Below are 22,959 nucleotides of genomic sequence, written 5' to 3' on the forward strand. Positions count from 1 at the left end.
AATGCAAGTAACGCAAGCAGAAATCGTCGCCGCCATTCGCCAGGCCGACGTGGTCGACTGCCCCGAAAAGCTGCGGCCGGATTTGAAGTTGACTGACCAGGGTATCGATTCGCTGGACATGTTCAGCGTGATCCTCGCCTTGCAGGAGAAGTATGGAATCGAAATTTCGGATGACGATATCGACGGGCTTCATTCGATTGACCAGATGGCCGCCTACATCAATGCACGCCTAAATTGATTGGGGCTGGAATGGCGGTGTTCGGCGCGCGGTCATGGTGATAAATAAGGCTCTGTTCGCCCAGCTTTTTCGTTACGGCTTAGTGGGGCTGGCGAACAATCTGCGCGGTTACCTGATCTACCTGTTGATTACGTGGCTGGGGGTCAACCCCGAGGTGGCGGTCACGTTCATGTATCCGATCGGAGCAACGCTGGCATACTTTGGGCATGCGAAATATACGTTTGCCAAGCGCCATAGCGCCCGTGGAGTTGGACGATATGTCATTGCGCATGTTATCGGGTACTCCATAAATGTAGGATTGCTTTATTTTCTTTCCACTCGCCTGGGATTCCCTCATCAGTTGGTGCAGATAGCGGCAATATTTATCGTGGCTGGCGTTCTTTTCATTTTGTTCAAATACTACGTTTTTGTTGAAAATCGCCGACCTGGCTGAGGGTTTCATGATTATTTGTCCTTCGTGCGGGCAGAAGAATATCGATGCGGAAGCAGGCTGCTCCAGTTGCAGCTTCAAACCCGCCCGAATAGATGGTTTTCTCGCATGGGCCCCAGAGCTGGCGCATCATAACGACGGCTTCAATGAACACAATTTCGATGCGTTGGCGCGGGTGGAAGAAGGCAATTTCTGGTTTCGGGCACGCAATCGGATCGTGCTATGGGCCTTGCGAAAGTATTTCCCCGGATTCAAATCGCTGCTGGAGGTCGGATGCGGAACGGGTTTCGTACTGTCGGGCATCACGCGCGAGTATCCCTCTCTGAGAACCGCGGGCAGCGAAATACATGTTGCCGGGCTTGCCTATGCCGCGAAACGGTTGCCTCATACCGAGCTGATACAGATGGACGCCCGGAAGCTGCCTTATGAGTCCGAATTTGACATCGTCGCGGCGTTCGACGTCATCGAGCACATAGCCGAAGACGAGCTCGTGTTGCAGAACATCTATCAAGCGGTCAAGCCCGGCGGCGGATGTCTGATCACCGTCCCGCAGCATCAGTGGCTATGGAGCCCGGTGGACGAAGCCGCCTGCCATCAACGGCGCTACTCTGCGAAGGAGCTCCACGACAAAGTCAAAGCTGCCGGCTTTGACATCGTCCACAGCACGTCTTTCGTCATGTTGCTGTTGCCTCTCATGCTGCTTTCGCGATTTACGGCTCGGCGGTCGAACAAAAAGACGGGAAACGAGGCCTTGGCCTTGAGTCCGTCGCTCAACCGTGTGATGGAAGCCGTCATGCGAGTGGAGACGTTCCTGATCAAAATGGGAATATCCTTGCCTATCGGAGGGTCGAGGCTGGTGGTGCTTCGGCGCAGGTGATTTTCGTCAAATACGCGGACGCCATGCCGACCGGGAGCACGGTTGCCTGGCTCTTATTGGACATTCGGAATGAAAGCAATTATTTTGGCCGGCGGAGCGGGCTCTCGCTTGTATCCCCTGACACAGGTCTCGAGCAAACAACTGCAGGCAGTTTTCGACAAACCGATGATTTACTACCCCTTGACGGTACTGATCGCATCGGGCGTAAAGGAGTTCTGCTTGATCTCCACCACCCAGGATCTGCCCAGGTACAAGAACCTGCTGGGAGACGGAACGCAATGGGGAGTCGAGATTGAATACCGCGAGCAGCCGCGTCCCGAAGGAATCGCGCAGGCCTTTCTGATTGCCGCGGATTTTGTCGGCACGGATAACGTCATCCTGATGCTAGGCGACAACATCTTTTCTGGTGGCGATGATTTTCCGCGCGCCGTGCGCAGCTTCAGCGAAGGCGCAAGCATTTTCGCCTATCACGTCAAGGATCCCGAGCGTTACGGGGTGGTGGAGTTCGACCGGATGGGGAAGGCGATCTCGATCGAGGAAAAGCCCGCAAATCCGAAAAGCAGTTATGCGGTTCCAGGCGTCTATATCTACGACAATAGCGTGCTGGACATCGCAAAATCGGTGAAGCCGTCCGCCCGTGGCGAGTTGGAAATCACTGATGTCAATCGAGAATACCTGAGGCGCGGCAAATTGCAGGTTCGCCGGTTGAGCCGCGGCTTTGCATGGCTCGACGCTGGCACCAGCACTGCCCTGCACGAAGCATCGTCGTACATCGAAGCGATCGAGCGGCGGCAGGGTATAAAAATCGGTTGCCCGGAAGAGGCTGCGCTGGTCAGGGGATTTCTTTCCCTCGATCAGTTCGAGCAACTGATCGAGAAGATGCCGAAATGCGAGTACCGCGAGTATTTGCGCGGCGTGGCCGATGAGCGGCACAGATTGCAGAGGGAACGGCAATGACGCAAAAAATCCAGTTCAACCGGCCGTTCATCACCGGTCAGGAATTGAATTACATCACCGAAGCTAAGCTCGGGCACAAGCTAGCGGGCGACGGGCCTTTCACCAAGCGTTGCCACGAATGGCTGGAAAGCAATAGCGGCTGCGCCAGGGCGTTGCTCACGCACTCCTGCACGGCCGCACTGGAAATGGCGGCGCTGCTGCTGGATATCGAACCGGGCGATGAGATCATCATGCCCTCATATACCTTCGTGTCTACCGCCAACGCCTTCGTTCTTCGAGGAGGCGTTCCCGTGTTTGTCGATATCCGCGAAGATACGCTCAACCTCGATGAACGTCTGATCGAATCAGCAATCACTCCGCGCACCCGAGCCATAGCGCCGGTGCATTACGCTGGCGTGGCTTGCGAGATGGACGTGATCGTGGACGTCGCCCGGCGCCACGGCCTGCGAGTCGTGGAAGACGCGGCGCAAGGCGTGATGTCGACCTACAAAGGCCGGAAGCTGGGCAGTATCGGGGACTTGGGAGCTTATAGCTTCCACGAGACCAAGAACGTCATCTCAGGTGAGGGCGGCGCCCTGCTGGTGAACGATCCCGCATTGGCGGTTCGCGCCGAAATTATCCGGGAGAAGGGCACCGACCGCAGCCGCTTTTTCCGCGGCGAAGTGGACAAGTACACCTGGCAGGAGGTGGGCTCCTCGTTCCTGCCCAGCGAGCTGATCGCCGCATTCCTGTGGGCCCAGCTGGAAAATGCGGAGCAGATCACCAGGGATCGCCTCGATGTCTGGGACCGTTATCACGCTCTGCTCGAGCCTCTTGAGGCCAAGGGCATGCTGCGCCGGCCCATTGTGCCGGATGAATGCGCGCACAACGCACACATGTACTACGTGTTGCTGGCACCGGAGGTTGAGCGGCAAGCCGTGCTCGACGAACTGAAGAAGCACAATATTTTTTCGGTGTTCCATTACGTCCCATTGCACTCCTCGCCGGGCGGAAAACGCTATGGCCGCGCGCATGGCGAATTGAAATTCACCGACAGGCAGTCGGAGCAGCTGGTTCGACTGCCGCTGTGGGTCGGCCTGACGCTCGAACAGCAAGAGGGCATTGCCAAGGTCCTGGCCGATGCCGTCGGCGGGGCCGCCAGAGAAACAAGGCCGAAATGAAGATCCTGGTTACGGGAGGCGCCGGCTTTATTGGCTCGGCAGTCATCCGACACATCATCCGCGAGACCGGCGACAGTGTTGTCAATGTCGACAAGCTGACCTACGCCGGCAATCTGGAGAGCTTGCGCGAGGTTGCCAGCTCCGCCCGTTATGCGTTCGAGCAGGTCGACATTTGCGATCGCGCGGCGCTGGAGCGGGTGTTCGCTGTCCATCAACCTGACCTTGTCATGCACCTGGCGGCCGAGAGCCACGTCGACCGCTCCATAGACGGCCCGGCGGCGTTCATTGAAACGAATATCGTCGGCACCTACCAGTTGCTGGAGGCGGCGCGCAGCTACTGGCAAGGGTTGAACAATGAGCGCAGTCGGACGTTCCGCTTTCATCACATCTCCACGGATGAGGTTTATGGAGACCTGCCTCACCCTGCCGATGTCCAGGGAGCGGAAATCCACTTGTTCACAGAAACGTCCGCATATGCTCCAAGCAGCCCCTATTCCGCCAGCAAAGCCAGTTCTGATCATCTGGTGCGCGCATGGATGCGGACCTACGGTTTGCCGACACTGCTGACCAATTGCTCCAACAACTACGGCCCTTACCATTTCCCGGAAAAGCTGATTCCATTGATGATCCTGAACGCGCTGGAGGGAAAGCGTCTTCCAGTCTACGGGAACGGCGACCAGATACGCGACTGGCTATATGTCGAAGACCACGCGCGCGCGCTTTACGCGGTCCTCACCAAGGGCAAAGTCGGAGAGACTTACAACATCGGCGGCCATAACGAGAAACGGAATCTGGAGGTGGTGCAGGCGCTTTGTGACATCCTGCAAGAGCTGGCACCGCCCGCGGCGGAGCATCCGGTCAAGCAATACCGTGACCTGATTACGCATGTTCAAGACCGTCCGGGCCATGACCGCCGCTACGCCATCGATGCCGGGAAGATCCAGCGTCAGTTGGGCTGGCAGCCCGCCGAAACATTCGAGACTGGCATCCGAAAGACCGTACAGTGGTACTTGAATAACCAGGACTGGTGCCGGCGGGTACAGGCTGGGAGTTATCGGCGCGAGCGCTTGGGAAAGACCTAATCGTTTGATTCGAAGATTGAGCTTCTGGTTCTATTCCGCCGCATCGCTGATGATTTATTGTTGGCTCACAGCGAGGAAAGGCCAAGATTTAGTTCAATCGTGATTTCAGATTGGCGATGAATCGATCATGCGGAATGGCAAAGTTACCGCTGTAGCGCTCGCCGTCCGGTATATCTTTCGTCACCACCGAACCGAGCGAAACTGCGCTTTTATTGCCGAGCCGGGCGCGACTGGTAACGGTAGAGTTCGGTCCGATCCAGGCGTCGCTGCCAACGGCGACATGCCCCATGACGCAGGCGTGCGCACATACCAGGGTGCGGTCGCCTATCTCGGTGCCGTGCCCGATATAAACGAATGCGTCCGTCTTAACATCCGCGCCAATCACCGTATGCCGGTAGCTGAAGCCGCGCGAGATGTTGGCTGAATAGCCGATCTCTGCACGTGCGCCCACAAACAGCAACCCGCAATGCAGCGGACTGACCATGCCTCGACTGGTGCGCTGATGCTGGAAACCGTCGACACCGATAGACGCATTTGCGCGCACGATTACATCGTCGGCAAGGACAGTGCCAGCGGCGATAAATACGCCCGGTTCGATCGTCACCCGGTCGCCAATCCAAACCGAGTGTGATGCGATCGATGCATTCGGCGCAATGACGCAATCGCGGCCGATAGTATTGGGAAACTGCGCGCAATACTCGCGCGCCAGCGAGTCCATGAGCGTAAAGAAATGGAACTTTGGATCGTCGACCACGAGCGGCTGGATACCATCGCGCAACAACGCGCGCGTCGGCTCACGGCAGAAGACGCCGGCAACACAGGGGTTGGCATTGACGGTATCGACGAACTCGGGATCACTGAGGAATGTCAGCAAGGCATTTCCGTTGTGCCCGTGCACATCAGAGATGCCGTCGAAGCTGGCGCCCTCGCATTCAACGCCCAGCACGCGCTTCAACAATGCCGAATCGATGCGCAGCGGCATCTGTAGGTAGGATAGATCTTTCATCGGTATCACTGGTGTGTGACCGCAAAGTAAGCCACCGGGAACGAAGAACGACGGATCATGCGACCGCCGGCAAGGCGCTCTTCCTCTCCAACGCAATCGGTGGGCTGGTTTTAATAGTAGTGTGGCCTATTATTGCTGAGTCGTCTCCAAACGGCCACAACCGTTGCCCTCGTCGCGCCGTCGATCAATTGCGACGTTAATGCGAGGGGCGATGGCGCCGTCGGGTGGGTGATGCTACCACGCGACGGACTGGGCTTTGAGTGCGCCGTTGCCGTCGAAACCCTGTCGGGATTTCAGGGGCGCCTGGAACTGCGCTCTTACTGTTTTGACGGCTCGTATTCGGGCATCCAGCGCTTGAGTTCCGCGCGCACCTCATCATCCGGGACGGGCTCGATGCAGGCAACCCAACCGATGGCGGAAGCCTGGAAGCCTTCGGGCACCGGGCGAGAGCGGGCGATGCGCAATTTCGGGTGTGGGGTTTCCAACGTCTCTTCGCAGTCCGCCAGCAATTCCTCATAGAGTTTTTCGCCCGGGCGCAGGCCCGTGAACTCGATGCGGATTTCCTCTTCGGTGAATCCCGAAAGGCGGATCATGTTTCGTGCCAGGTCGGCGATCTTGACGGGCTCGCCCATGTCCAGCACGAAAATCTCGCCGCCACGGCCCATCACTGCCGCCTGCAGCACGAGTTGGGCTGCCTCGGGAATGGACATGAAATAGCGCGTGATGTCGGGATGCGTGACCGATACAGGGCCGCCGCGCGAGATCTGGGCCTGGAACCTGGGGATCACACTGCCCGTGCTGCCCAGCACGTTGCCAAAGCGCACGATCTGGAATCGGGTTTTGCTGCTACGGCCGTGCAGCACTTCGCACACCATTTCCGCCATGCGCTTCGTTGCGCCCATGACGTTGGTTGGATTGACGGCCTTGTCGGTCGAAATAAGGACGAAACGCTGCGCCTGGAAACGCTCCGCGCATTGCGCCACATTCAGCGTTCCGAGCACGTTATTGCGCACAGCCTGCCAGGCGTTGTCGATCTCCATCAGCGGCACGTGCTTGTACGCGGCAGCGTGGAACACGATATCCGGCCGATGGCGGGCGAAGACTTCTTCCACCCGCGTGGCGTCTTTCACGTCGCCCGCCAGCGGGATGACGCGAACGGATGGCTGGTTGTCCTTGAACCACTGTTCAATGGTGTAAAGGGCGAATTCGCTGATCTCATAGAGGATGATCGCGGCCGGCGAAAATCGTGCCAGTTGGCGGCACAGTTCGCTGCCGATCGATCCACCGGCACCGGTGACCAACACCTGCTTGCCCGCGATCATCTCGTTGATATTGATGTTGTCGATGTTGACCGATTCCCGGCCGAGCAGGTCCTCGATCTTGACGGGCCGCATCATGTTGATCGCGACGCGTCCGCTCATCAACTCGCTCAATCCCGGCACGGTGAACAGCGCGGCGCCGGCACGCGTCGCAATGTCGGAAACCCGGCGAATAGAGGACGCCTTTGCCGAAGGAATGGCCAGGATCACGTGCTTCGCACCGTAATCGGAGAGGATCTCGGGGAGCCGGTTGGTTCCGCCCGCGACGCGACAGCCGGAAATTTCCAGGCCGCGTTTGGCGGGGTCATCGTCCACGAGCGCCACGACATGCCAGTCAGAGCTCCTGCCCAGTTCCCGCACCAACATTGCGCCGGCGGTTCCCGCGCCGACGACGACGACAGGCTTGCCATGGCCAACGCCTTCGCGGTAGAGCCAATACTCCTTCCACATGCGCCAGGCGGCCCGGCCGCCGCCCATGATCAGCAACAGCAGCAGGGGGTACAGCACCAGGATGGAGCGCGGCAACGCGGGCTGGCCGCGATTGAGAAAGGCAAAGAGCAGCAGCGTGATGGTGGACGCGATCACGACGTTCAAGACGCGCTTGAGGTCCGACAGGCTGGCGAAAATCCACATGCCGCGATACAGGCCGGCCCAGCGGCAGGCGATGAGCTGCACAGGCAGCAACACGAGCAGTGCGCGCGCAATCGGGCCTTCCCATTCGGTCGGCCATTCGAAATTGAGGCGGATGAGGAACGAGCCCAGCCAGGCGATGATGATCGCCGCCAGGTCAAATAAAAAAACCAGGGCGGTTCGGAAGCGGGTGGGGATGATCATTGTCTAGTAGTTGTAGTAATCAATCCGCAATCAAACGGGACCCCGGAGGTAATACGGCTCCCTCTGGAACCCGGACGCGGTATCCGGCGCAGGACCCTGCCTGCAGCCAGGCTCGGCTTTCGACGACAACCCCTCCGGCAAGTTGCACACCGACGCCCAGATGGGCAAAGTCGCCAAGAATGGCGTCGTGATCGACGGTAACGTTGGCGTTGACGATCGCGCCCCGCCCAACACGGGCGCAGGCGCCGACCACAGCGCCCGCCATGATGGCGCAACCGCCGTCGACCTCGGCCAGATTGCTGACCCAGGCGCGGGGGTGGACGATAGTGGCAAGAGGAACGCCGAGATCCGCGAGAGTCCCGATCAGGCGTTCCCGCACGGATTGATTGCCGATGGCGACGATCGCTGCCTGGCACCTGGCGGCCAACTCCGGCAATTGCTGAGTCGAACCGACAATGCGCCAATCTCCGGATTGTTGCTGGGCGGGATACGAATCGTCGGCGAACATGACTTCGGTCCATTCGCCCGTCAGCGCAGCGGCCTCGGCCACGGCACGGCCGTGTCCACCGCTGCCGACAATGAGCAAAATGCCTTTGGATTCCATCATTACGCCAATTACTCCGAATCTAGCGCGTCATCTGCGCGCATAGCGAATTTTACTCAGGTGCGCTGCCTGCCGCGCTACCAAATGTTCAGTCGACGCTTTCCGGCGTTCCCGCCTTGAGCCAGATTGATGCCGCAATCAACGGGACATATGCGCAGATCAGGCCTGTCATGCCGTCCAGACGTTCGGTTGATATAGCCATCGCCCAAGGGAATAACCACAACAGATTAATCGCAAGCACCGTCAGCGTTACGCGGCGATGGCTTGAGTATTTTCGGCTCGCATATTGATATGCATGCGTCCGATGCGCCTCATAAACCTTTTCGCCACGGCAAAGCCTGCGTATCAGGGTGACGGTGGCATCGACGATGAATACGCCCAGCATTACAAGCCAGGCCCACAACATGGCGGGCGAATGCCAACCGGCCAAGAGGGACAACGCGCCCAGTGTCAGGCCAAGGAAGCCGCTGCCGCCGTCACCCATGAAAATCTTCGCCGGGGGGAAGTTCCAGAGTAGGAAGCCGGCCACGGTTGCGGCCAGTAGCGCGCTGGGCGCTCCTGCCAGCGGTTGCCCGGCCAGTGCATAAAGGACGCAGCCGCCCACCGTGACGCAAAGGGCTTCGATGCTCGCGATGCCGTCAATCCCGTCCATGAAGTTGTACAGGTTGAGCATCCAGACCAGATAGAAGGCTCCCAGGACCGACAGCAGCCAACCGCTCTGCATCTCCAGACCCCAGAACGAAACGACGGGCACTCCACCGATCCAGTAGAGTACCCATGCCGCCCCGACGAAGTGGGCCAGCAGTCTCCAGCGGGCCTGGATATGACCGTGGTCGTCCAGGAACCCGATGAGCGCGATCCAGGCGCCCGCGCCGCCGAGCGCCAGCGCGTCCACGGGCGCGACATTGCCGGTCAGGGCTAGCGTTGCCAGTCCCAGAAGAAAGCTGATGACAAACGCGATGCCGCCGCCCCGGGGGGTGGGGCTTTTATGCGAACTGCGTGCGTTCGGCACGTCGATGACATTATGGGTAAGCGCGTAGCGCCGCAGCGCGCCGGTCAACAGCCAGGCGAGCGCCGCGAATATTGCGAACAACCACCACGGTAGCGATATGGCATCCATCTTTTTAAATGCAGAAATAGCCGAATATGGGCCAATGGGGAACAGGGCGTTCTGAAAGTCAGCGCACGTCGATATCACGCAGGATGAACGGCTGAGGTTTATAGCCGAAATCCCGTGCCGCATCGTCGTGGTCAAAAACCATGTCGCGATTCATCCGCTGCACCATGTCCGCATTCCAGTTTCGGTACCGCGGAATCTTATGCAGGAAAAACAGGGCGGTGTTGAACAGCCAGATCGGGACGGTCAGAAGACGGGGCCTTCTTCCCATCGCTTTGAATATGCGTGTCACCATCTCCCGGTAGCTCAGCACTTCGGCGCCGGAGATGTTGTAGCCCTTGTTGGCAGCCGCTGGCGCAAACACGGAAATCACGGCTGCCCGCGCAACGTCGTCCACATAGACAGGCTGACGTAGTCCGCCTGCCGCGCCGAAGACCGGAAAGACATGCAGCTTGCGGATGATGCGGACGATCTCCGACAGATTGCGATCGGTGCTGCGACCGTAGATCAGGGTCGGGCGCAGCACGGTCCAGCCGATGCCTGCCCCTTCGGCCCACTTCGCCAGCGCGCTTTCGCCGTCGGAGAGGCGCTGCACCAGCGATTCTTCATACGGGTTCTGGGAGCTGATCTTGGTGTAGCGGCTGGTCGACGACAGGCAGGCCACGCGCTGCGCGCCCATTCTGCGCATGAATTCAAAATGTTCGCCGACGACCCAGATATGGCACAGCGCGATCCAGTGCGTAATCGGACCTGCAGCCTGGGTGGTTGTGTCCAGGTTGGGGTCCGACAGCGATATCCAACGCACGCCGTCCAGTTCGGAAGCGGGTTGTTCGTTTCGGGAAAAGGCCACGACGCGATGCCCGCTGGCGGTCAGCTGGGCCAGCACTTGCCGGCCTGCCGGAGATGTCGCGCCGAGGACGCCAACAGTGACGGGTCCGTTCATTGCGCACCTCTGTCAATGTGTTGCTGCAGCAATTCGGCCAGGCGGGACGCCTGCTTGTTCAGTTCGAAGTGCTCAAGGAAATAGGCGCGGGCGCGCTCGCCCATGGCGGTACGCGCCTCGGAGGACATGCCGTGAAGCCGTTCGATATTGCGGGCCAGCTCATCGACATCTTCAGCCGGGCTGACCAGGCCGGCGCCGGCTTCCTCAACCACGCGGGCGCCTTCACCATCGATCGATGCGAGGATGGGACGGCCGGCGCTCAAATAGGACTGGATCTTGGCGGGTACGGTCTGCGCATAGATCTCGCTGCGCTTGAGCGAAACGATCAGCCCTTGAGCACGTGACAGGAACTGCGGCATTTCGCTGGAGGGATAACGCCCGGCCAGAATCACGTTGTCCAGGTTCCGCGCCTGCTTCTGCTCGGCCAGCCAAGCCGACATGCTGCCGCTGCCGACCAGCACGATGCGGACGTCCGGCAGATGCTTGAGCTGTTCGGCTGCAGCGGCCAGGGTTTCGACGGCCTGGGCTGTGCCGAGGTTGCCGGCGAAGACGACGCAGAAATGCGACTCCAGTTCACGCAGCAACGCTTGGGGCACTTGCGTGTCGACCGGCAGTGCCGTGGGCGTGTCGCGCGAACAGTTAGGGTAGTAGACCAGCTTGGCAGGGTCGGCATAGCGCGAGACGGCCTCGATGAATGCACGCGATTGCACCATGATCAGGCCAGCGCACGAATAGATCCAGCGGACCATCAGGCCGATTGCGCCCAGCACGAATTTGTTCTTGATGAAGCCCGTGGCGCTCAGGCTTTCCGGCCAGAGATCCAGCACCCACATGACCATGGGCTTGCGCAGCCGCCATTTCAGGTAGATCGCGGGAATGGCGGCCGTGATGGGCGACAGCGAAAAGACGAAAACGACATCGAACGACTTGCCCTTGGCTTGACGGGGGAAGTGACGAAGACCGTTCCAGACGAACGAAACGTAGTTGCGCGCGAGGTTCGCCGCGCCGCCCGCGCCACGCGGACGCAGCGGCGCGCGGTGCACGGGAACGGTACCGTTGAACAGTTCTTCGGATGCGCCTTCCGCCTGGTAGCCGGGGAATATCTTTCCGTCCGGATAGTTCGGCTTGCCCGTGAATACCTCCACGGTATGGCCCTGGGCCACCAGAGCTTCAACGAGATCGTTGATGGAAAAGGACTCAGGCCAGAAGTACTGGGTGACGAGGGCGATCTTCAATTCGCCTTTTTCCATACGACGCGGTTGACGTAGTCGGTGTAGCTATGAATGATGCGCACCACCTTCTCGGACACGTTCGGCATGCTGTAGTCCGCCACCAGGCGGAAATCGCGATCTGCGCCGCGCGACTGTTGCGCCAACAGCTCCAGTGCCTGCAGCGCCCGGTCGGTTTCCAGGCCCACCATCATCACGGACGCTTCCTCCATGCCTTCGGGACGCTCGTGCGCTTCGCGGATGTTGAGGGCTGGAAAATTCAGGATCGACGATTCTTCGGTGATCGTGCCGCTGTCGGACAGCACGGCGCGCGAGGACACCTGCAGCTTGTTGTAATCCTTGAAGCCCAGGGGTTTCAGCAGGCGTACGTTCGCGTGGAACTCGACCCCCATCGCGTCCACACGCTTTTGCGTGCGCGGATGGGTGGAGACGATAACGGGCAGATCGTAGGTGGCGGCCACCGTATCCAGCAACTTTACGAGCTTGGCGAAGTTGTGGTCCGAATCGACATTCTCTTCGCGGTGGGCGCTGACGACGAAGAACTGGCCCGGGGTCAGGCCAAGCCGGTCAAGCACGTCGGAGGCTTCGATGCCGTCGCGGTAGTGGTTCAGCACTTCGAACATGGGGCTGCCGGTCTTGATGATCCGGTCGGCCGGCAAGCCTTCGCGCAGCAGGTACTCGCGCGCAATGTCGCTGTATGTCAGATTGATGTCGGAGGTGTGGTCGACGATGCGGCGGTTGATCTCTTCGGGCACGCGTTGGTCGAAACAGCGATTGCCCGCTTCCATGTGGAAGGTCGGGATCTTGCGGCGCTTGGCCGGCAGGACCGCCATGCAGCTGTTGGTGTCGCCCAGCACCAGGAGCGCGTCGGGCTGAATCTCGGCCAGGGCCTGGTCCGTGGCGATGATCACCTTGCCGATGGTTTCGGCGCCGGTGGCGCCCGCGGCGTTCAGGAAATGGTCCGGTTTGCGGATGCCCAGGTCCTGGAAGAAGATCTCGTTGAGTTCGTAATCGTAGTTCTGGCCGGTGTGGACCAGGACGTGGTCGCAATGACGGTCCAGGCTCGCGAGCACGCGCGACAGCCTGATGATTTCCGGCCGGGTGCCAACGACGGTGGCGACTTTGAGTTTTTTCATGTCAGAGAGGGCGGGCGTAAGTGTCGGGGCGGGCGCGGTCGAAGATCTCGTTGGCCCAGAGCATGACGACCATTTCGTCGTCGCCGATATTCGTGATGTCGTGCGTCCAGCCGGGCACGGTTTCCACGATTTCCGGCTTGTCGCCGGCCGTATCCTGCTCGTGGAATTCGCCGGTCAGGATGTGGCGGAAGCGAAAGCGCGCGCGTCCCTTGATGACCAGGAATTTCTCGGTTTTCGAGTGGTGATAGTGGCCGCCGCGCGTCACGCCGGGATGGGCGGTGAAGTACGAGAACTGCCCGCTGTCCTGCGTTTTGAGCATTTCGACAAACACGCCTCGCGGGTCGCCGTACTTGGGCACCTCATAGGAGAACTTCTCGGGCTCCAGGTAGCTGACATACGTGGCGTAGAGCGCGCGGGTCAGGCCGGTGCCGACGGCCGCGGTGATCAGCGTCTTTCTGCTGTCGCGGAACGTCTCCAATTGCGCGGCCAGATCGCCCACCGTGATGCGGTACTGCGGCGCAATGGTGCAGTACCGGTCGTCCGATACCGCGCCATCCATCAGTTCGACGAAACGGGCTACCACGTCATCGACGTAAACCAGCGTGATCGCCGCAGTCGGGTCATTGATCTGGATCGGCAGGCCGCGGTTGATGTTGTGGCAGAACGTGGCGACGGCGGAGTTGTAGTTCGGGCGCGCCCATTTGCCGAATACGTTCGGCAGTCGGAAGAGATGGACCGGCGAGCCATGCTGCTCGGCCAGCGCCGACAGCGCATCTTCCGCCTCGCGCTTGCTCTGACCGTAAGGATTGTCCTGGGCGGCCTGGGTCGAGGAGGAATAGATGACCGGCGTGCGCCGGCCACTGCGCGCAATGCTGTCGCACAGTTGCCGTGTCAGGCCGGTATTGCCGCTTTTGAAGTCGGCGGGGTCCTGGGGGCGGTTCACGCCTGCCAGGTGGAAAATGAAATCCGCCTGGCCCGTCAGCTCGTCCAGCCGGGAAACGTCGTCATCGCGCGTGAAGCGCAGGATTTCGACGTCGTTGCGTTCTGCCAGCGTGGCGATGAGATTTTGCGCAACGAATCCGTTGCTGCCGGTGATGAGAACCTTCATGCTTACTCCTCGGGCGTGACGTGCTCGCCACGCTGAATAGCTTGCATGAACGCCAGCTTGAGCAGGAGTTGCTCCATGCCTTTGGTGTCCAGGCGCTGGGTATTGTGTGAGTTGTAGTCTTCGCTGCGGGAGATCTTCTCTTCGCCCTGCTCGACGAACTTCGCGTAGTTGAGGTCGCGCAGGTCGGGCGGGATGCGGTAGTAATCGCCCATGTCTTCCGCGTTGGCCATTTCCTCGCGGCTCAGCAGCACTTCGTAGAGCTTCTCGCCGTGGCGTGTGCCGATGACATTGATGGAGTGTTCGGGCTTGCCCATCATGCGTGCCAGCGTTTGCGCCAAGGTCTGCACCGTGGCCGCAGGGGCCTTCTGCACGAACAGGTCGCCATTGTTGCCGTGCTCGAATGCGTACAGGACCAAATCCACCGCGTCCGACAGCGTCATCATGAACCGAGTCATGTCAGGGTCGGTGATCGACATGGGCGTGCCGGCCCGGATCTGGTCGATGAACAGTGGAATGACGGAACCGCGCGATGCCATCACGTTGCCGTAACGCGTGCCGCAAATGACCGTTTCGCTGGCATCCAGATCCCGCGATTTCGCAACCATCACCTTTTCCATCATTGCTTTGGAGATGCCCATTGCATTGATGGGGTAGACGGCCTTGTCGGTACTCAGGCAGACCACCTTGCTGACCTTGTTGCGGATGGCCGCTTCCAGCACATTTTCCGTACCGAGAATGTTGGTGTAGACCGCTTCCATCGGGTGGAATTCACAGGAAGGCACCTGCTTGAGCGCGGCGGCATGGAAGATATAGTCCACGCCTCGCGTCGCATTCAGCAGGCTCTGGCTATTGCGGACGTCGCCGATATAAAACTTCAGCTTCGGATGCGAATAGCGCTTGCGCATGTCATCCTGCTTCTTCTCGTCACGGCTGAAAATCCGGATCTCGCCGATGTCGGTCTGCAGGAATCGCTTCAGGACGGCATTGCCGAAGGATCCCGTGCCGCCGGTAATAAGCAGTTTGGCGTTTGGTTTCAACATATTCGCAAGTCTCTGTCTGTGGAACGGCGCAATGCGGCTCAGGCACTGCGCAGATGCGCCGCGCGCACCAGCGCTTCGCGATCGGCCAATGTGGGGTAATTGATCAGCACGGCCTTGTACGAGCCTTTGAATACGAACAGGCTCCCGGCGCCAGCGCCGATGATTCCAAATTTCTTGATCAGTTCGCCGATGTCGGCAACGGATCCAGCTCCGCCGAGAACCGACATCGGGACGGTCGTCACGTCGCGGATCTGTTCGACGATGCCGAGATCGTAGCCCTTCATGACACCGTCGTGATCGATGGAGTTGATGACGATCTCGCCCACGCCATGCTGTTGCAGCAAGGGGGCCAGCTCCAACGGATTCAAGTGCGTATTCCGGGTCGCGTTGTGCGTCCAGACTTCGTAGCGGGAGCTGAAGCGCTTCTTCTTGACGTCCAGCACCGAAACGACGCTTTGGCGGCCGAGCTTGTCGGCGATGCGGCTTGCCAGAGACGGATCGTCGACCAGCGCGGAGCTCAGGGCAACCTTCTCCACGCCCAGGCTGATGATGGCCTGAGCCTGTTCGACCGTCTTGACGCCTCCGCCGTAGCAGAACGGCATGCGGCATTCAGCGGCAAGGCGCTCGATCATTTTCAGATCGGGGCCGAGGCCCTTAGTGGTCGCGTCGATGTCCACCACGATCAATTCGTCCACTTCCTTTTCGTTGAAGATGCGGACGGCATTGATGGGGTCGCCGACGTATTTGTCGGACGAGAACTTCACGGTCTTGACCAGACCTTTGTCTCGGACCAGCAGGCAGGGGATGATTCTGGGACGAAGCACTTTAGATATCCGCGAAGTTCTTCAGGAGACGCGCACCGAAATCGTGGCTCTTCTCGGGGTGGAATTGCACGCCGTACACGTTTTCGTGATTGACCGCGCATGCGAACCGCGAGCCGTACTCTGCAGTGGCCAGCATGTCCGCCTGGTCCTGGCATTCGAAATAGTAGGAATGGAGGAAGTAAAAGCGTGCATCCGTCTCCAGGCCGGCGAACAGCGGCGAGGATTGCTTCGGATTCACGTCATTCCAGCCCATGTGCGGCAATTGCGTGCGCTGAGTGAAATGGGTGGTGTCGAGCTTGCGCACCATGCCGGGCACCCAATTCAAGCCGGGCGCCGAGCCTTCTTCGCTGCCTTCGGCCAGCATTTGCATGCCAACGCAGATGCCCAGCACAGGGACCTTGTCCTTGGTGACCCGTTCGACGGCGACGTCGTACATGCCCGAGCGGCGGAACGACTCCATCGCGTAGTCGAACGCACCCACGCCGGGCAGGATCAATTTGGTGGCATCCGCCAGTTCTTCGGCGGTGCGCGCGATGGACACGGGCACCGCCATACGGCGGTACATGTTGGCGAAGGCCAGGACGTTGCCCAGCCCGTAGTCAATAATGGCAATCATCGGAACAGCCTCTTTTCCAGGCCGAGCTTTTGCATGACGGTCGCGCCCAGACCGATCACCGCCTTCTTGTTGGCATAGTCGCGGAAGGTCCGATTCGGGCCGTCGAAAATGGCTTGCAACTCGTCTTCGGTCAGGTCCAGCTTGTGCGCAACGTACCGGAATTCCTGCCGGGAGAAGTGCTCATCGAGCTCTGGACGCGAGATACGGTCCAACGCTTCGTCGCGCGTCATCTGGCCGGTCAGGATCAGACTGGAAAAGTGGGCGCGGCGCTTTTCGTAGCCGAATTTGCGGGGCATCCAATAGTCTTCGTAGAAACGGGTGAACCGCGATTCGTGGTGCTTGTGCTGGAATTTCTTCCAGCCGAAGCGCGATTCTAGCTCTTGTTCGGCATCTGCCTTGATGTAGGGCACCAGGTTCAGCGGCTTGAACACCTGCATCCCCAACACGTAGCGGTAGTAGAGCTTGTACGTCAGGATGTCGACGATCGGGAACGTCTTGAGCGGACGCTTGCCGAATTTCTTGTGGATGTCCAGGATCAGGCGCTTGTCGATGCCAGGATATCCGCCCCATTCTTCCGGCTCGCGGCAGCATTCGGTCGAATAGTTGCCGCCGGTCAGCACGTACTTGAGTTTGTGCTTGTTCGCGAACTTGTACAGGCCGGAGAAGAACGCCACGTCCTGGGGCAGATCCTGGTCGGGAATTTGCGACTTCAGGAATGCGACCTGCAGGTCCTTCATTTCTTCCCAGTTGATGACCTCGGTGTACAGCTCGAGGCCCAGCCCATCGACCAGCTTTTCCACGTTGCCAACGGCCTGGTCGGTATCCCAGCCTGCGTCGACATGGAACAGCAGCGGGCGCAAGCCCATCTTTTCCTTCGCGATGTAAGCCGTATACGAGCTGTCCAGGCCGCCGCTCAAGCCGATGATGCAATCAAAGTCCTTGCCTTTGCCTGCCGCCTTGATCTTCTCGGCGGTTCGCATGAGTTCAGCTTCGCCGCGCGCATCCGTATGCCAATTAGGCTTGATTTGCGTGTCGAAATTCGCACAGTAGTCGGACTCGCCCCGTTCGTCGAACGTGATGTTCGGGTCGCTTGTGTCCATGATGGTACGGGTGCAGATTCGGTAGCTTTGGCTCATGTTGTCGTGGGGTTGGCGATAGGGAAGGCGATACAAAAAGTCTGCGCCGCCTACGGGTGGTGGCGGCGCAGGCGAAGCATCAGCGCTGCGCGTTGCGTTCGATGTCTTGAGTGACCGCCTGAATGATCTGCTGTGTGACGTCTTGGTCCAGATACGGGTGCATGGGCAGGCTCATGACCTCTTCGGCGAGATGCTCGCCGAGCGGAAGAGGTTTGCCAAGCCGCCGCGTAAAGCCGGCGGCTGGTTCAGCGGAATCGGATTGTGCTCGGCCGCCGCGCAACCTTCGCGCCAAGTCCCATGCTTCGTCGAGGACTTCCAGCTTGGGAAGCAGGATGGCCACGTGGGGTGCACCGAGCCGGCTGTTCACCCTGATTGGGGCGTGGTGATAGCGCCGGTCAAAGCTTTCCACGTGGGCTACGTGCTTCATTGGGGCGACTGTAGGGCGAATAGTAGGCAGGAACGGGGGCAATGAAAGGCATTGCTCCCGACATCGCTGGTAGACGAAGCGCTGGGCATTCGGGACTATCCGGGGCTTTATAACTGCGCACAGCAACGCCGGAGACTATACTATAGCCGCCTGCGTTCTGCCACCTGGATAAGTCGTGGGGGACGGGTTTTGCGGGTTGCAAAAGTGCGCTGCAGCAACAGTGATATCTGGCCTATGTGCCATTCTGTTTAGCAATTTGCTGCGAAAAAATACATGGTGGAATAGTTTTTGAGGCGTTCTTTCAATTAGAACGATCGGGCAAGATGCTGCCGGGATGAGAGCAAACGATCGGCGCCGCGCGAACTGCGCCTTCTTTTCTGAAAACCGTTTTTAAAAAATCCTGTTTTGCCCAGAGTCTAATGAGATCTCTCTCCTATATATATTCGCGAGTGCTGCGGAAGCTGCGTGGTTCCGCCATTCAGAATTCCAGAGTTCACCCTACCTCCAAAATAGAATCTGGCAGTGTCCTGGTAAATTCCAGTTTTGATCGCCATTCATTTTGCGGGTATGACTGCACGTTTCTGAATACCCGGGTCGGCGCGTTCTGCTCGATCTCCAATGCCGTGATCGTGGGAGGGGTCAGGCACCCGATCGAATATGTGTCCACTAGTCCGGTTTTTCTTTCGCATAAAGACAGCGTTAAGACGAAACTGTCTCGTCACGTGTATTCCAGTTCGCTGGAAACGCGTATCGGCAATGATGTCTGGATCGGCGAACGTGTGCTGATAAAGGAAGGCGTTTCGATCGGGGATGGCGCGGTAATCGGAATGGGCAGCGTGGTTACGAAGGATGTGCCCGCCTATTCCATCGTGGGTGGTAACCCGGCGAAGTTGATTCGCCGCCGTTTTTCCGATGACGTGATTGCGGCGTTGGAGCAGTTGCAGTGGTGGTCGCTGAGCGACGAAGAAATATCGGCGATGGCGCCATTGTTCGTGGACCCCATCGCGCTCCTCAAGGAAAAAGGCTTGCTGTGAAGATCGTCCATTTTTGCGTATCCTGTTTTTACATCGATGGCTATCGATATCAAGAGAACGAGCTCATACGCGAGCATGTGCAGGCCGGCCACGAAGTCACCGTAGTTGCTTCAACTGAAACGTTCGTAAACAATATGGATTTGGGTTATATCGAACCCGGATCTTATGTCGGTAAAGAAGGCGCCAACGTAATACGGTTGCCCTACTCCGGACCATTTCCGGAGGCGGTCCGGCGAAAATTGCGCGTGCATCCTGGCATTGACGCCATTCTAGAGCGGATCAAACCGGACGCCATTATGTTTCATGGATTGTGCGGTTGGGAACTGCTTACAGTATCCCGATATGTCCGTCGGCATCCTGAGGTGGTTTTCTACGCCGACAGCCATGAAGACGCGAATAACAGCGCGACGAATTTCATATCCAAGCATTTGCTGCACAGGCAGTACTACAGGCGGATTATTCAGGCATGCCTGCCTTATATCCGGAAGGTACTCAGCATTTCGCTGGAATCCATCGACTTCTGCCATCGCCAGTACGACATTCCCAGAGAGAAACTGGAGTTTTTCCCGTTGGGTGGAACTATCCTGAATGATGTGGAATACGCCGAGGTTCGCAAGCGCACGCGAGAGAAATTCGGGTTCGCCGCCGATGAAGTAATTTTTCTTCAGTCCGGCAAGTTCGACGCCAAGAAAAAACTGGGCGAAAGTTTGCGGGCATTCGCCAAGACGTCCGGCTCCAAGCTGAAGTTCGTCGTGGCCGGAGCAATCTCCGATAGCGTGGCGGCGGAGATCAATCCGCTTATTTCGGCTGATTCCAGGGTCAGTTTCCTCGGATGGAAGACGTCCGAGGAATTGCACGAACTGCTGTGCGCAGCCGATGTTTATGTGCAGCCGGGAAGCCAGTCGGCGTCCATGCAGGCCGCGTTGTGCTGCCGCCGCCCCGTTATCGTGGATGATGTGCTGAGCCACCAGCCATTCGTTGAGGGGAACGGCTGGCTCGTCCGCAGCGAGAGCGATCTGCAGAAGGTTTTTCTTGAAATCGAGGCGGACAAGGGCCGGCTCGAAGCCATGTCGGGCCGCTCGCTCGAAGTTGCACGGCGTTTGCTGGATTATTCAGAGATGGCGCGCCGCATTCTGCAGTAGCGAGAGAACCTATGGCATGAGGCTGCGCTCGATACTCAAACTTGCAGAAAGACTGTGAAATTAATAAAAAGCGATTTTTCCAAGAACGTGCTGACGCTCTTGAGCGGCAGTTCGATTGCGCTATTCATCGCACTCTTGTTGAGCCCGCTGTTATCGCGGTTCTTTTCCCCTGAGCAGTTCGGGTATCTGGCCGTCTATGCATCGTTGGCGGCTATCGGCGCAGTTTTCGCCTCGCTTCGGTTCGAGTTGACGATTGTGCTGGCGCCTTCTGACCGGTATGCCTATTACCTGCTGCTGCTCGCCTTCGGGTTGACCTGCATTTTCAGTGCTGGTTTCATTGTTCTGTCTGGAATTGTCGTGGTGGCCGTTCCCGACCTGATCTCCCGGCACATTCCCTCCTTCGTGATATTCCCGATGCTGACGATCGGGATATTTCTGACGACCACCAACCAGATCCTGACGTCCTGGGGAACGAGACGAAAACGCTATAAGGGCATTTCGCAGGCCCGTGTCATCCAGGCGGTCACGCTTTGTTCGGGGCAATTGAGTCTGGGCGCGTTGTCTTTGAGCGGATTCGGACTGATCCTCGGCCATGCATTCGGCGCGCTTTGCATGATGGTCAAGTTGGTGCACGAATATACGGAGGAATTCCGCCGTTTCTGGCGCACGGCGAGCTTCAGGCGTGTGTGTGCGGCGGCCAAGCGCTACAAGGATTTCCCAAGGTTCATGGTCATCGGCCAACTGGCGAACGTCATATCAGGGCAGGCGCCGGTCATCCTGCTGGCGCTTCTGTACGATTCGCACGCCGTCGGGCTGTATTCCCTACCTGAACGGGTGTTGGTCATGCCGTGCGCCTTCATTGCGGCATCGATTGGGGAAGTGTATCGCCAGGAAGCGTCTGCGGCGTTCAACAAGATGGGTAATTGCCGTTCGGTGTTCCTGAGGAGCGCCAAGAAGCTTGCGATCCTGGGCGCCGTCCCTGCCGTGGCCGCAATGGTCGCGTCTCCGTATTTATTTCCTATCGTTTTTGGAGAGGCTTGGGCAGAGGCGGGGGAAATATCTGCCGTGCTGGGCGCCCTGATATTTTTCCAGACGGTGGTTTCGCCGTTGAGCTATACCGTGCTGCTGACCAAGATGTATCGGCTCGATCTGATATACCAGCTGGTCAGGCTCATCGTGGTGGCAGCAGGCATTTGGGCGGGGTGGTACTTCCTGAATTCACTTTTTTATTCAGTGGTGTTCCTGGTCGCCGGTTTCTGCGTCATGTATGCCTTGCATTTCGTTCTTCAGTATTGGGCCGCATGCGGCCGGACCATAGGCAAGCCTATTTCGGCCTGATCGGTGCGACGCGGTCGGCGGACACTCTGGAGCCGTAGAAAAACAAGGTCCAGAAAATGCCGCCGAAAGACAGCAGCACAGTGAAGAAAGACGCGTTCACCAACGCCAACGATACAGGCAGCAGCAACGGAAGCACGAATTGCCGTTTCCAATCGCGGGAGGCGCGGTCCAGGAGGATCAGCCAGCATGCCAGCAAGACGCTGATGACGACGATGCCAACCGGCCCTAGGGCCGCCGCGCCATCCGTGGCGAACAGGCTGGCGTTCGAGTTGCTTTCCACATTGAACGAACGTTCGGCCAACATGCGTCCGAGTATGGGCCATTTCGCGTCGTAGTCGAGCAGGTTGGGGGCGGCTACTACTCTATTCACGCCTGAAACATGGGACCAATACGTATAGCCCAGCTGCGAAAAAAGATCGTAATACTGCGCCACAAAAACGCCGGGATAGGCGAGCAGTCGCGTCAGGAAGTAGAAGCCTAGTTTTTCCATGGCTCCCACTGACCGCCATAGAAAGCTGATCAAGAGCGTGAGCGTCGAGAATCCCAGAACCAACACCGTCACGTGCTGAATCGTCAAAAATCTAAGGCGTACCACCTTGTAGATTAGAAACATCGCGAAAGGCAGCAGGAAGATGGTTCTCTCGGCGGTGATCATATAGGCGATCAGGAATCCGCCCATGGCCACGGCCACAGCCAGCCAGCGTCGGTTCGCCAGACCGTAGGCGAACAGGAAAGGGTTGATGAGGAAGGCGAAATAGACCTGCACATAACCAACCGCGAGAGACGTCGCGGCACCTCTTGCCCTTTGGCCGTAAACGTCCCCGAGGCTCTGGAGGCTCATGCTGTCGTGGTAGATCGCCAGTAGCACCGCGCAGCAACCGAGCCAGGCAAGGAAGAAGAACGAAGCAACTCTTTTGCTGGGGACAAAGACAGGCGTGGCGGATGGCTCTGAGCCGAACGCGCGAACAGACGCGAAAAGCAGCGTCATGCCCAAGGCCAGAGCGCCCATCAGGAACCCATATCGTTCCAGGCTATCTTCGTAATTTTCCAGGTTTATGACGACCGCCGGGACGAAGACAAGAAGGAACAGCAGCAATAGGATGATTGAGGACGCGCGGTTGAAACGGATGGGCATTGCCAACGTCGTAACCGTCAGCATGATTACCATCGCGACGATTTTCGAGACGTCGAGCGACGGCTGGAAAAACCCCCAATATGCCTGTTCAGCGCTGAGGTAAAGCGCATGCGATACGGAAATGGAGAATCCGTAGAACAAAACTGCGCAGAGCAGGATGAATCTGGACTTCGCAGGGGATGAGGGCGCGATTACGGGCATTTTGGCAAAGCGTCGGACGGGGACGG

23 protein-coding genes are annotated in these 22,959 nt (G+C 58.7%); 9 read left to right on the forward strand and 14 right to left on the reverse strand.

Features of this window, described 5'->3' with window-relative positions; all coding sequences use genetic code 11:
• Position 1: 1 nt before the first annotated feature.
• The 6 genes from RT697_RS10630 to rfbB all read left to right on the forward strand — a co-directional run bounded on the left by RT697_RS10630 (position 2) and on the right by rfbB (position 4,744).
• The gene (locus RT697_RS10630) at positions 2 to 238 is read left to right on the forward strand and encodes an acyl carrier protein (RefSeq protein WP_313698728.1); all 237 of its coding nucleotides are present in this window, start codon (positions 2 to 4) and stop codon (positions 236 to 238) included.
• Between the two features lie 34 nt (positions 239 to 272).
• A complete protein-coding gene (locus RT697_RS10635) occupies positions 273 to 671 on the forward strand; it encodes a GtrA family protein (RefSeq protein ID WP_313698730.1) in 399 nt (132 codons plus the stop codon).
• Positions 649 to 1,545, forward strand: a complete 897-nt coding sequence (locus RT697_RS10640) for a class I SAM-dependent methyltransferase (RefSeq protein WP_313698732.1) — start codon at positions 649 to 651, stop codon at positions 1,543 to 1,545. Before RT697_RS10635 ends, RT697_RS10640 begins: the two co-directional genes overlap by 23 nt.
• Positions 1,546 to 1,614: 69 nt before the next feature.
• Positions 1,615 to 2,502 carry a glucose-1-phosphate thymidylyltransferase RfbA gene (rfbA, locus tag RT697_RS10645; RefSeq protein WP_313698734.1) on the forward strand — a complete coding sequence of 296 codons (888 nt, stop codon included), beginning with the start codon at positions 1,615 to 1,617 and terminating at the stop codon, positions 2,500 to 2,502.
• Positions 2,499 to 3,662, forward strand: a complete 1,164-nt coding sequence (rffA, locus tag RT697_RS10650) for a dTDP-4-amino-4,6-dideoxygalactose transaminase (RefSeq protein WP_313698736.1) — start codon at positions 2,499 to 2,501, stop codon at positions 3,660 to 3,662. Before rfbA ends, rffA begins: the two co-directional genes overlap by 4 nt.
• Complete coding sequence (gene rfbB / locus RT697_RS10655) at positions 3,659 to 4,744, forward strand: dTDP-glucose 4,6-dehydratase (RefSeq protein ID WP_313698738.1); 1,086 nt, start codon at positions 3,659 to 3,661, stop codon at positions 4,742 to 4,744. Before rffA ends, rfbB begins: the two co-directional genes overlap by 4 nt.
• Before the next feature lie 88 nt (positions 4,745 to 4,832).
• On the opposite strand, the gene RT697_RS10660 is transcribed toward rfbB, so the two are convergent.
• The 13 genes from RT697_RS10660 to RT697_RS10720 form a co-directional block, all read right to left on the reverse strand.
• Positions 4,833 to 5,750, reverse strand: a complete 918-nt coding sequence (locus RT697_RS10660; protein ID WP_313698740.1) for a DapH/DapD/GlmU-related protein — start codon at positions 5,748 to 5,750, stop codon at positions 4,833 to 4,835.
• 317 nt (positions 5,751 to 6,067) lie between these two features.
• Complete coding sequence (locus tag RT697_RS10665) at positions 6,068 to 7,903, reverse strand: nucleoside-diphosphate sugar epimerase/dehydratase (RefSeq protein WP_313698742.1); 1,836 nt, start codon at positions 7,901 to 7,903, stop codon at positions 6,068 to 6,070.
• Positions 7,904 to 7,922: 19 nt separating this feature from the next.
• Positions 7,923 to 8,510, reverse strand: coding sequence for an acetyltransferase (locus RT697_RS10670; protein ID WP_313698744.1), 588 nt, complete (start codon positions 8,508 to 8,510; stop codon positions 7,923 to 7,925).
• An 85-nt stretch (positions 8,511 to 8,595) separates the two neighbouring features.
• Positions 8,596 to 9,627 carry a glycosyltransferase family 4 protein gene (locus RT697_RS10675; RefSeq protein ID WP_313698745.1) on the reverse strand — a complete coding sequence of 344 codons (1,032 nt, stop codon included), beginning with the start codon at positions 9,625 to 9,627 and terminating at the stop codon, positions 8,596 to 8,598.
• Between the two features lie 58 nt (positions 9,628 to 9,685).
• The gene (locus RT697_RS10680; protein ID WP_313698747.1) at positions 9,686 to 10,567 is read right to left on the reverse strand and encodes an NAD-dependent epimerase/dehydratase family protein; all 882 of its coding nucleotides are present in this window, start codon (positions 10,565 to 10,567) and stop codon (positions 9,686 to 9,688) included.
• A complete protein-coding gene (locus RT697_RS10685) occupies positions 10,564 to 11,802 on the reverse strand; it encodes a glycosyltransferase family 4 protein (protein ID WP_313698749.1) in 1,239 nt (412 codons plus the stop codon). The genes RT697_RS10680 and RT697_RS10685 overlap by 4 nt, the downstream gene beginning before the upstream one ends.
• Positions 11,799 to 12,932 carry a non-hydrolyzing UDP-N-acetylglucosamine 2-epimerase gene (wecB, locus tag RT697_RS10690; RefSeq protein ID WP_313698751.1) on the reverse strand — a complete coding sequence of 378 codons (1,134 nt, stop codon included), beginning with the start codon at positions 12,930 to 12,932 and terminating at the stop codon, positions 11,799 to 11,801. Before wecB ends, RT697_RS10685 begins: the two co-directional genes overlap by 4 nt.
• A gap of 1 nt (position 12,933) precedes the next feature.
• Complete coding sequence (wbjC, locus tag RT697_RS10695; RefSeq protein ID WP_313698753.1) at positions 12,934 to 14,040, reverse strand: UDP-2-acetamido-2,6-beta-L-arabino-hexul-4-ose reductase; 1,107 nt, start codon at positions 14,038 to 14,040, stop codon at positions 12,934 to 12,936.
• 2 nt (positions 14,041 to 14,042) lie between these two features.
• Complete coding sequence (locus RT697_RS10700) at positions 14,043 to 15,080, reverse strand: polysaccharide biosynthesis protein (protein WP_313698755.1); 1,038 nt, start codon at positions 15,078 to 15,080, stop codon at positions 14,043 to 14,045.
• 38 nt (positions 15,081 to 15,118) lie between these two features.
• Positions 15,119 to 15,904 (reverse strand): AglZ/HisF2 family acetamidino modification protein, encoded by a 786-nt coding sequence (locus tag RT697_RS10705; protein ID WP_313698757.1) that lies wholly within the window; start codon positions 15,902 to 15,904, stop codon positions 15,119 to 15,121.
• A 1-nt stretch (position 15,905) separates the two neighbouring features.
• A complete protein-coding gene (gene hisH / locus RT697_RS10710) occupies positions 15,906 to 16,520 on the reverse strand; it encodes an imidazole glycerol phosphate synthase subunit HisH (RefSeq protein ID WP_313698759.1) in 615 nt (204 codons plus the stop codon).
• Positions 16,517 to 17,656, reverse strand: coding sequence for an N-acetyl sugar amidotransferase (locus RT697_RS10715; RefSeq protein WP_313698760.1), 1,140 nt, complete (start codon positions 17,654 to 17,656; stop codon positions 16,517 to 16,519). The genes hisH and RT697_RS10715 overlap by 4 nt, the downstream gene beginning before the upstream one ends.
• 79 nt (positions 17,657 to 17,735) lie before the next feature.
• Positions 17,736 to 18,083: a hypothetical protein gene (locus tag RT697_RS10720; RefSeq protein WP_313698762.1), complete on the reverse strand. Its 348-nt coding sequence runs from the start codon at positions 18,081 to 18,083 to the stop codon at positions 17,736 to 17,738.
• Positions 18,084 to 18,502: 419 nt separating this feature from the next.
• Here RT697_RS10720 and RT697_RS10725 point away from each other — a divergent pair, with 419 nt between their 5' ends.
• The 3 genes from RT697_RS10725 to RT697_RS10735 are packed head-to-tail and all read left to right on the forward strand — an operon-like array spanning position 18,503 to position 21,597.
• The gene (locus RT697_RS10725) at positions 18,503 to 19,117 is read left to right on the forward strand and encodes a CatB-related O-acetyltransferase (protein WP_313698764.1); all 615 of its coding nucleotides are present in this window, start codon (positions 18,503 to 18,505) and stop codon (positions 19,115 to 19,117) included.
• Positions 19,114 to 20,259: a glycosyltransferase family 4 protein gene (locus RT697_RS10730; RefSeq protein WP_313698766.1), complete on the forward strand. Its 1,146-nt coding sequence runs from the start codon at positions 19,114 to 19,116 to the stop codon at positions 20,257 to 20,259. Before RT697_RS10725 ends, RT697_RS10730 begins: the two co-directional genes overlap by 4 nt.
• 54 nt (positions 20,260 to 20,313) lie before the next feature.
• Positions 20,314 to 21,597 (forward strand): oligosaccharide flippase family protein, encoded by a 1,284-nt coding sequence (locus RT697_RS10735; protein WP_313698767.1) that lies wholly within the window; start codon positions 20,314 to 20,316, stop codon positions 21,595 to 21,597.
• Here the strand turns inward: RT697_RS10735 and RT697_RS10740 are convergent.
• The gene (locus tag RT697_RS10740) at positions 21,584 to 22,933 is read right to left on the reverse strand and encodes a hypothetical protein (RefSeq protein ID WP_313698769.1); all 1,350 of its coding nucleotides are present in this window, start codon (positions 22,931 to 22,933) and stop codon (positions 21,584 to 21,586) included. The two genes, RT697_RS10735 and RT697_RS10740, sit on opposite strands and share 14 nt — an antisense overlap.
• Positions 22,934 to 22,959 lie beyond the last annotated feature (26 nt).

The sequence above is a fragment of the Achromobacter sp. genome (genome assembly GCF_032113835.1).
In the GTDB taxonomy this organism is placed as follows: domain Bacteria; phylum Pseudomonadota; class Gammaproteobacteria; order Burkholderiales; family Burkholderiaceae_B; genus Achromobacter.

Coding starts and splice junctions, on each gene's coding strand:
- RT697_RS10665 (WP_313698742.1), bottom strand. CDS start 7,903: ATGATCATCCCCACCCGCTTCCGAACCGCCCTGGTTTTTTTATTTGAC.
- wecB (WP_313698751.1), bottom strand. CDS start 12,932: ATGAAAAAACTCAAAGTCGCCACCGTCGTTGGCACCCGGCCGGAAATC.
- RT697_RS10670 (WP_313698744.1), bottom strand. CDS start 8,510: ATGATGGAATCCAAAGGCATTTTGCTCATTGTCGGCAGCGGTGGACAC.
- rfbB (WP_313698738.1), top strand. CDS start 3,659: ATGAAGATCCTGGTTACGGGAGGCGCCGGCTTTATTGGCTCGGCAGTC.
- RT697_RS10680 (WP_313698747.1), bottom strand. CDS start 10,567: ATGAACGGACCCGTCACTGTTGGCGTCCTCGGCGCGACATCTCCGGCA.
- rfbA (WP_313698734.1), top strand. CDS start 1,615: ATGAAAGCAATTATTTTGGCCGGCGGAGCGGGCTCTCGCTTGTATCCC.
- RT697_RS10630 (WP_313698728.1), top strand. CDS start 2: ATGCAAGTAACGCAAGCAGAAATCGTCGCCGCCATTCGCCAGGCCGAC.
- rffA (WP_313698736.1), top strand. CDS start 2,499: ATGACGCAAAAAATCCAGTTCAACCGGCCGTTCATCACCGGTCAGGAA.
- RT697_RS10675 (WP_313698745.1), bottom strand. CDS start 9,627: ATGGATGCCATATCGCTACCGTGGTGGTTGTTCGCAATATTCGCGGCG.
- RT697_RS10725 (WP_313698764.1), top strand. CDS start 18,503: ATGAGATCTCTCTCCTATATATATTCGCGAGTGCTGCGGAAGCTGCGT.
- RT697_RS10720 (WP_313698762.1), bottom strand. CDS start 18,083: ATGAAGCACGTAGCCCACGTGGAAAGCTTTGACCGGCGCTATCACCAC.
- RT697_RS10635 (WP_313698730.1), top strand. CDS start 273: ATGGTGATAAATAAGGCTCTGTTCGCCCAGCTTTTTCGTTACGGCTTA.
- RT697_RS10740 (WP_313698769.1), bottom strand. CDS start 22,933: ATGCCCGTAATCGCGCCCTCATCCCCTGCGAAGTCCAGATTCATCCTG.
- RT697_RS10715 (WP_313698760.1), bottom strand. CDS start 17,656: ATGAGCCAAAGCTACCGAATCTGCACCCGTACCATCATGGACACAAGC.
- wbjC (WP_313698753.1), bottom strand. CDS start 14,040: ATGAAGGTTCTCATCACCGGCAGCAACGGATTCGTTGCGCAAAATCTC.
- RT697_RS10660 (WP_313698740.1), bottom strand. CDS start 5,750: ATGAAAGATCTATCCTACCTACAGATGCCGCTGCGCATCGATTCGGCA.
- RT697_RS10700 (WP_313698755.1), bottom strand. CDS start 15,080: ATGTTGAAACCAAACGCCAAACTGCTTATTACCGGCGGCACGGGATCC.
- hisH (WP_313698759.1), bottom strand. CDS start 16,520: ATGATTGCCATTATTGACTACGGGCTGGGCAACGTCCTGGCCTTCGCC.